Annotated in this window: 8 protein-coding genes; 1 reads left to right on the top strand and 7 read right to left on the bottom strand. The window is 60.7% G+C overall.

Going from position 1 to position 6,465, the window contains the following annotated elements:
• Positions 1-319: 319 nt before the first annotated feature.
• Positions 320-511, top strand: coding sequence for a 50S ribosomal protein L28 (rpmB, locus tag VGG89_16785; protein ID HEY1978211.1), 192 nt, complete (start codon positions 320-322; stop codon positions 509-511).
• A 52-nt stretch (positions 512-563) separates the two neighbouring features.
• On the opposite strand, the gene VGG89_16780 is transcribed toward rpmB, so the two are convergent.
• From VGG89_16780 to VGG89_16750, 7 genes are all read right to left on the bottom strand, one after another.
• Entirely contained in the window at positions 564-1,562 is a 999-nt protein-coding gene (locus VGG89_16780) for a spore coat protein U domain-containing protein (protein HEY1978210.1), read from the bottom strand.
• Entirely contained in the window at positions 1,547-3,793 is a 2,247-nt protein-coding gene (locus VGG89_16775; protein ID HEY1978209.1) for a fimbria/pilus outer membrane usher protein, read from the bottom strand. The genes VGG89_16780 and VGG89_16775 overlap by 16 nt, the downstream gene beginning before the upstream one ends.
• 29 nt (positions 3,794-3,822) lie before the next feature.
• Positions 3,823-4,605 carry a fimbria/pilus periplasmic chaperone gene (locus VGG89_16770; GenBank protein ID HEY1978208.1) on the bottom strand — a complete coding sequence of 261 codons (783 nt, stop codon included), beginning with the start codon at positions 4,603-4,605 and terminating at the stop codon, positions 3,823-3,825.
• On the bottom strand, positions 4,583-4,867 hold the full coding sequence (locus tag VGG89_16765; GenBank protein ID HEY1978207.1) for a hypothetical protein: 285 nt from the start codon (positions 4,865-4,867) through the stop codon (positions 4,583-4,585). Before VGG89_16765 ends, VGG89_16770 begins: the two co-directional genes overlap by 23 nt.
• Complete coding sequence (locus VGG89_16760; protein HEY1978206.1) at positions 4,867-5,292, bottom strand: spore coat U domain-containing protein; 426 nt, start codon at positions 5,290-5,292, stop codon at positions 4,867-4,869. The genes VGG89_16765 and VGG89_16760 overlap by 1 nt, the downstream gene beginning before the upstream one ends.
• 94 nt (positions 5,293-5,386) lie before the next feature.
• Entirely contained in the window at positions 5,387-5,920 is a 534-nt protein-coding gene (locus VGG89_16755) for a spore coat protein U domain-containing protein (GenBank protein HEY1978205.1), read from the bottom strand.
• 106 nt (positions 5,921-6,026) lie between these two features.
• Positions 6,027-6,458, bottom strand: a complete 432-nt coding sequence (locus VGG89_16750; GenBank protein HEY1978204.1) for a hypothetical protein — start codon at positions 6,456-6,458, stop codon at positions 6,027-6,029.
• Positions 6,459-6,465 lie beyond the last annotated feature (7 nt).

The raw sequence follows: 6,465 nt of genomic DNA, 5'->3' as shown, positions 1-6,465 counted from the left end.
GCGCTGGCGCCACCGGTCCGGTGTCGGCGCCATAGCCGCTTGACCTGGCGCACCGAGAGCTGCAATGCCCGGGCCGCCTCGGCCTGTTGCAGCCTGCCGGCGGCGAGTGCCTGAAGGACCTCCAGGCGGTGAATTTCCTTGCTGGTCAAGGTAACAAGCTCCATGTCGGAAGCCCTTGGCCCTTAAGGGGACATCTCTGCTTTGCTCAATCGGGGACATCTCTGAATTGCGCCTACACGAGGCGCTGGAGTCGCTTGCCGCTACGCCGGGGGCGTGATATGATGTGCCGGTTGTTTTAGACCCCCTGGAGGATTTTTTAATGGCTAAGCGCTGCGACGTTTGTGGCAAGGGACCCAAAGCGGGTAACAACGTCAGCCACGCCATGAACAAGACCCGGCGCCGCTGGCTGCCCAACCTGCAGTCGGTTCGCGTCGACGATCGCGGCGTTCATCGCACCGCGAAGGTCTGCACGCAATGCTTGCGCTCGAAGCGGGTCACCCGCCGGGCGTAGTTCGCGCTCGCGTTAGGAATTACAGCGGCCGCTCACGCGGCCGTTTTTCATTTCAGAAATTAACTGTTGCGCTAACGGAGTCGCTGTAGGAGTCGACGCTGACATTTTGAGCCGCCGCTGCTATTTGCCCGAAAAGACTTACCACCGAGGGGGTAGTTATGCCGCCGGAAACTGTTTGCGCGACCGCCGTGGTCGGATATCGCGTTGCATACGCAGACGTTTCGAAAATATCGTACGAGATGTAATCGCCGTGCGCCGCACCCACCATTGCCCGCGTCTGCGGCGACGTCGCATGCGCTGCGTTGCTACCGCCGCTTAGCGTAAGCGTGACGCCGGAATTGCCCCGGGTACACGTCACGGTGACTTTGCCGGTCGCGTTTGTCACGGCGCTTACCGTCACCGGATCGTAAGCTCCGAAGCCTACGCTGGTCGTGGTGCTTATGGTACAGAACTGCCCAACGCTGGCGGTTGTCGGTATCGCCGCGTTGACCGCAGTTGCCCCTTTGCCGGTCGCACCTATACTGAGTCCCCCGTCACTGTAACTCCCAATTTGCGAGTCATTCACCGACGTCGACGTAACCGGCGTTACGATCTGACCAAAAAACGTATATGTGAACGTCGACCCCGTAGCGCTCTTGCAATTCGTCGGGTTGGCGCAACTTACGCTCACAAAAGACGGAGATGCCGGGAAGACGGTCGCACCGTCGCTTTCATATATTTGATATTGAAGCAGATTGAACGGGTTGGGCCCGGCGCACGCGCCACACAACATCGCTCGGAACGCGGAGCCGGACTGAAAATTGCTGCCGTTATTGATCGTCAGCCTGACGTCGCCGGGATTGTTTAGGTTAGAGCACGTTCCCTGAACGGTGCTGGAAATTTGCGTTCCGGCCGTCAGCGCAACCGGATCGAACGAGCTTGCCAGCACTAAGCTGGAGACACTATTTATGGTGCAGACTTGGGCAGATGCATTGCCTCCACATAGCTGCATTGCGCCGCAAAAGAGTGCGACGCCGAAAATCCACTTCAGCACTATCAACGCACGCTGCATTCCAACAAACCCATTTTCACGATTGGCTTGTTTGTCGAAGGCGATTTAAAGCTGAACGAGCACTCGCCTTTTGCGAACAGCACCTTCGCTTGGAACTCTCCGGCCGGTACGTTCTCCAAATAGAACTCCCCGTTCTCGCCCAACGCGGACTCGTTGTGAAACGTTCCGCGCTGCAGTTGGAGCTCACCATAGGCCGGCACGATCGTCTTGCCGCCCATAACGACGAGTACCTTGCCGCTAAACGCGTGCACGCGCTGTGCCGGGAACAGGACGATGGCGCCCGCCGACGCCGGCGGTGCGATGAGCTGCTCGACCGTCTGGATGCTCGTGTTCTCCGGCACGTTGGAATCGTCGATACGAATCGGATTCGCATAGTAGGGCAGCAAATCCGACACCAGAAGCCGCCCGTGGCTATCGGTCTTGCCGACGTACTGATTTTCGACGTAGACCCCGACGCCCGGCGTGTCGGGAACGTCGACCAAGGCAAAAGAGTTGATGACCGGCGGCATGACATACGCTCCGCCGCCGATGAAGCCGATGGCGCCCGCCAACCGCAACGCCTCAGTAGAAGTCGCTCCTCCGCCTCGGCTGTAGTCAAGCTCGGCGTTTCCGTACTGGCTTTGATACGCTGCGTCGCCGCTGAAGAAACCACCGAACCCCGGATTGTACGAGGCGGAATAGTCCAGACCGTAGCGCGACGGCGTTGAATCCTGAAACTGGATGCTGTTTTGCTTGGTGGTTCCGACCTGCGTCGTGACGTCGACGTTTGCGCGGCCGACATTGAAGTTCATCGTGCCCACGAGCCCAAAGTTGGGCGCGGTGAGCGTGCTCGTGCTGCGCTGCAGCGATAATGCCAAGGAGTACCGGCGAAAGAGCGGCACCGAGCCGCCGACGGACATCTGGCTCTGCGTCCCGTTATCGCGCGTGTGGAAACGCGAGAATTGAAGCGAGATGGCCGAACCGCCTTTGATCGGTATACCGGTGAACGCGGATAGCGAATACGTCGGCCGGTCTAACGCCGCCGGCTGGCTGACGTTTGCGTAATAGGGGCCTTGGGTCAGCACGGAGAGGCCGGCGTTGATCGACGCCGAGGAGTACTGATACGCCGCCGAAGCGGCCGCGCCCGAATACCCCCGATCGTCGCTTGCAGCGACAGCCACGTGGAATGAACCGAAGGCGGTGCGGAAGTCGACTTGCGGGCCGGCGCTCGCGAGGTTGGGCGTGGCCTCCACACGTCCTCCGAGCGTGACCCAGTTCGTAATGCCGGCGTGATACTGCGCCAAAGCCACGCCCGGCCCATACGAATCGCCTTCCGCAAACGCGTTTTGCCGCAGCAATCCTACGTCGTACTGAAAATCGGTTTGCCCAGGCGCGAGGATCTCGGCCGTAGCGTAATACTGCTGCGAATACGTCTGCGATTGCCCGAAGGCGTTGGTCACCACGACTTGAGCGAGTCCGTTACCGGTCGTGACCGGAAGCTGATTGAGATTAAACGCGCCCGGCGGAAGATCGATCCGCTGGACAAGCTGCCCATTGATGTACACGTCGGCAACCGACGGCGTCGTAACGACACCGGAGAGACTCGGCAACGGAAAGTGGATGGCGTATGGGTCGAGGCTAAAATCGCGGCTGACGCCGAAACCGGCCATATACGAAGAGCCTCCGAGGTCGCCGCTCGATGCATCGAGGTCCCCGGCGACACGCCGTACCTCCTCGTCGCGATTATCCATTTGATAATAGATCAGACCGCGCCGCAGCGCTTCATCTTCCTGGGCAGTGTACGACACGTGAAACGAGTTCTGATCGTGGTTTATCCCTGCGTCGAAGAACGCGCTCGAGCCGCCCTGGTTAGTCCCCGTGAGCGCGTAGTTGAGGTACGCGCTCGAGCCGGCCGGATATTGAATCCCGGCCGGCCGATTGCTCAGCACGGAATACGCCGACTTCCCCAGGTACTTTGCAGCAGTGCTTACGTCCAACGCCAATGCGTCGGTATCGAGTTTGAACGTTACGTCAGGTGCGAGCGACGCAAGCGAAACGTATTCCTTGCCGGAAATCGTCTCGCGCTCGCCCTTGAGACCGTGGATGCCGGCCTGATCGAGCGCGGCGATCGGAATTAAGACGTCGTCGCCGCGCAGCACGACCACGACTTCGCCCTGGTCGATGGTATTGACGTGCAGCGTGACGAACGTCCGGACGTCCTTAGCGCCCGTTCCAGGGGCAGCGGCAGCCATAGAAGCGTTCGCTATCGCCAAAGACGCAGTCATAACCGCGATACGAAACCACACTGCTTACTGAGATTGGGAAATGAGGTAGACAGCGTCGTTGCGTCGGCGTGCACCTGTACGGCGAGGGAGCTCAACGACTCGCAGTTGCTCTTACTGATCGAAACCGTAAAATGACGCGTACCGCCCGCCAGTAAATACCAGCCCGTAAGCTCGCGCGTCAGCACATCTGCTCCTGAAGCGTTCTTGCCGACGACGTGAACCTGCTGAATCGAGAAATGGGTGTTGCCGGTGTTCACGACGTCGAATGCGAGAACGTTATTTCGTATCGATGCGTCGCGAATGGCTCCGCTGACCGACGCCCGCACGTTCGGACTCACGAAGACCGGTATGCCGATCTTCAGACGAAGGGTAATTCCGGCGGCCTTCGGCGTAATGACGCTCTGCAGTGAAGGCAGTTCCTCGACGAACATGCGGAACGTCTTCTCGACCGGTCCCTGCTCCGCGGTCGTTCCGATCCGAACCCGGTGCGTCTCACCCGGACCGAGCGTGAGCAGCTGCGGAAAGAAGACGAGATCGTCGGTCGGCGTGAGCTGCATTTCGCCTGAGGGGCTCTGCTGCCACGCAAAGCCGGTGACCTGGAGGCGCAGAAGGTCGGGGCTTTGATTCTTGATCGCAACCGTCGCGCTGGTGTTGCCCTTTTCGAGCGTAACGATAATCGGGTCGACCGAGAACGTTGCGGATCGGGCGGGAAGCCCCCAAACGAGGACCAGCGCCAGTGCCGCTGCGGCGGCGAGCTTAGAAATTGATCGTTGCCACATCAGTACCTTTGTCGGCCGAATCGGCCTTCACGGTGAGCGTGGCGGGGGCGTCGTCGTGCGCGCAATCGGCAAGCACGGATGACAGAATCAGTACGGGCCGTCCGAGCCGATCGACCGCGACGGTCGCGGGCGCTTGCACGACGCACGGCTTAGCGACGACGTGCAACTTTACGTGCACCTTGAGCGACTGCTCGCCGGCGAATGCCGGCGACGCCGTACCGGCCAGTATCGCGAGAGCCAGAAGCGCTTGCGGATGCCGCATCAGAAGTTTACCGTTGCAACGAGCGTATCGTGATAATGACCGGCCAGGGGAGTTTGTTTGCCGGGTACTTCGCCGTAGAACTTAATCGGCGTGAACGCTACCGTTCGCGCAACGTACTTCACCTGATGGAGTTCGTTCCAAGCCAGCCTACTGTGCCCGTTGAGGTAGATTTGGTACCTCACCTTGGTATGTTTTGGGCCCTCCATGTAGCGGTGTCTTCCCTTGGGATTCAAGCCGCCGTCGAGCGCAATGAAGACCGTCGAACCTTTCGTGCACGAGATCTGCAGCGGTGAGACCTCGACCTTGAGCGGTCCTTTTTGCCCGATCCGGTATTCGCCGAACTTCATCGGCCCGTCAGAACGCATCAGGCAGTCCTTCTTCACCGTAGCACTCACGGACACGACGGCGCGAACGCCTCTCGCCATAGTCGTGCAGGTGCACGATATGGCGAAAAGCGCCGCCAAGAGTGCTCTTCCCAGGCCGGGTCGGATCATGATACTAACGGAGTTCGATCCGTTACTACCAGTTTATGGTTGCTTGAACCGTATCGTTATACGAGTCAACGCTGACGTCTTGCGCCGCAGCCTTGATCTGCCCATAGAGGCTAATCACGCTCGGCGTCGTGATGCCGCCGCTCACCGTCTCGGAAACGGCCGTTGCCGGAAACCGCGTGGTGTGGCTGCTATCCTCGTAGATGTCGTAGCAGAGCGCGTTTGCGTTGGTGCCGCCCGTCATAGCCCGCTTGTCTGATCCGCACGTGGCCGTCACGCCCGAGCCGTCGTTGAGCGTAAGCGTTACGCCGGTCGCAGCTTTGGTACACGTGATCGTCACGGAGCCGGCCGCGTTCGTTGCGGTGGTAACCGTGACCGGATCGTAGGCGCCGAACGCGATGGCGACCGGAGCCGTAATCGTGCAGTTCTGCGTCACGGTGGCGCTCACGGGGACGCTTACCGGACCGGCCGAGCCGGCGCTCACTGCACCGGGAATCAGGGCCGTGGCAAACGCAAAGATGGTAGCTAGGCCGGCATAGCGCGCGGCAATAGGAAGTTTCATCAGTTATTACACTCCAGGCGCGAAGATGGGGATATGCCCCCGCGAACCGCGACTAAGGAAGCCGCAGGTCCGTTGGTCCTGTATTCGGCCAAGCTGGCCGCAACCCTTAGGACCCAGGTACCTTTTCCAAGGCGTCCAGAGCCTCCGAGATGTCCTCGGGCTCCATCGTGATCATGAACTCTAGGCGAACGTGCGAGACGTCGATGTTCTTCAGGAGCACGGCGCAGAGCACCGGGCCGCGCCGGCTGGGGGCAAACGAGAGGTTCAGCAGGCCGCCCGACATGGCAAAGGCCGCCGGCGGCCCGTTGCCCGAGTTGATCTCCGCCAAATAGGCTCGCAGCTCGATCAGCTCCATGACCCGCAGCGAGAACGCGAACGTCGCCTGAACCGGATCGGCGTGAGCCCGCACCCGGCAGGCCAGCAAGTCGAAGCCGTGGGGCTCAGCGACCTCGGGATGGACGAAGCCGAGCACCTCGAGCCGGAGGTGGGGGGCGTCGCGGCGCCCGAGCACTACGTCGAACGGTACGGCGTCGGGCATCGCGCGG

The sequence above is a fragment of the Candidatus Baltobacteraceae bacterium genome (genome assembly GCA_036488875.1).
Lineage (GTDB): Bacteria > Vulcanimicrobiota > Vulcanimicrobiia > Vulcanimicrobiales > Vulcanimicrobiaceae > JAFAHZ01.
Note: the sequence above shows the minus strand (reverse complement) of the source record. Positions and strands in the feature narration are given on the sequence as shown.

Excerpts from the sequence above, each read along its gene's own strand:
- VGG89_16780 (HEY1978210.1), bottom strand. The coding sequence starts at position 1,562 with ATGCAGCGTGCGTTGATAGTGCTGAAGTGGATTTTCGGCGTCGCACTC.
- VGG89_16755 (HEY1978205.1), bottom strand. The coding sequence starts at position 5,920 with ATGAAACTTCCTATTGCCGCGCGCTATGCCGGCCTAGCTACCATCTTT.
- VGG89_16770 (HEY1978208.1), bottom strand. The coding sequence starts at position 4,605 with ATGTGGCAACGATCAATTTCTAAGCTCGCCGCCGCAGCGGCACTGGCG.
- VGG89_16775 (HEY1978209.1), bottom strand. The coding sequence starts at position 3,793 with ATGGCTGCCGCTGCCCCTGGAACGGGCGCTAAGGACGTCCGGACGTTC.
- VGG89_16765 (HEY1978207.1), bottom strand. The coding sequence starts at position 4,867 with ATGCGGCATCCGCAAGCGCTTCTGGCTCTCGCGATACTGGCCGGTACG.
- VGG89_16760 (HEY1978206.1), bottom strand. The coding sequence starts at position 5,292 with ATGGCGAGAGGCGTTCGCGCCGTCGTGTCCGTGAGTGCTACGGTGAAG.
- VGG89_16750 (HEY1978204.1), bottom strand. The coding sequence starts at position 6,458 with ATGCCCGACGCCGTACCGTTCGACGTAGTGCTCGGGCGCCGCGACGCC.
- rpmB (HEY1978211.1), top strand. The coding sequence starts at position 320 with ATGGCTAAGCGCTGCGACGTTTGTGGCAAGGGACCCAAAGCGGGTAAC.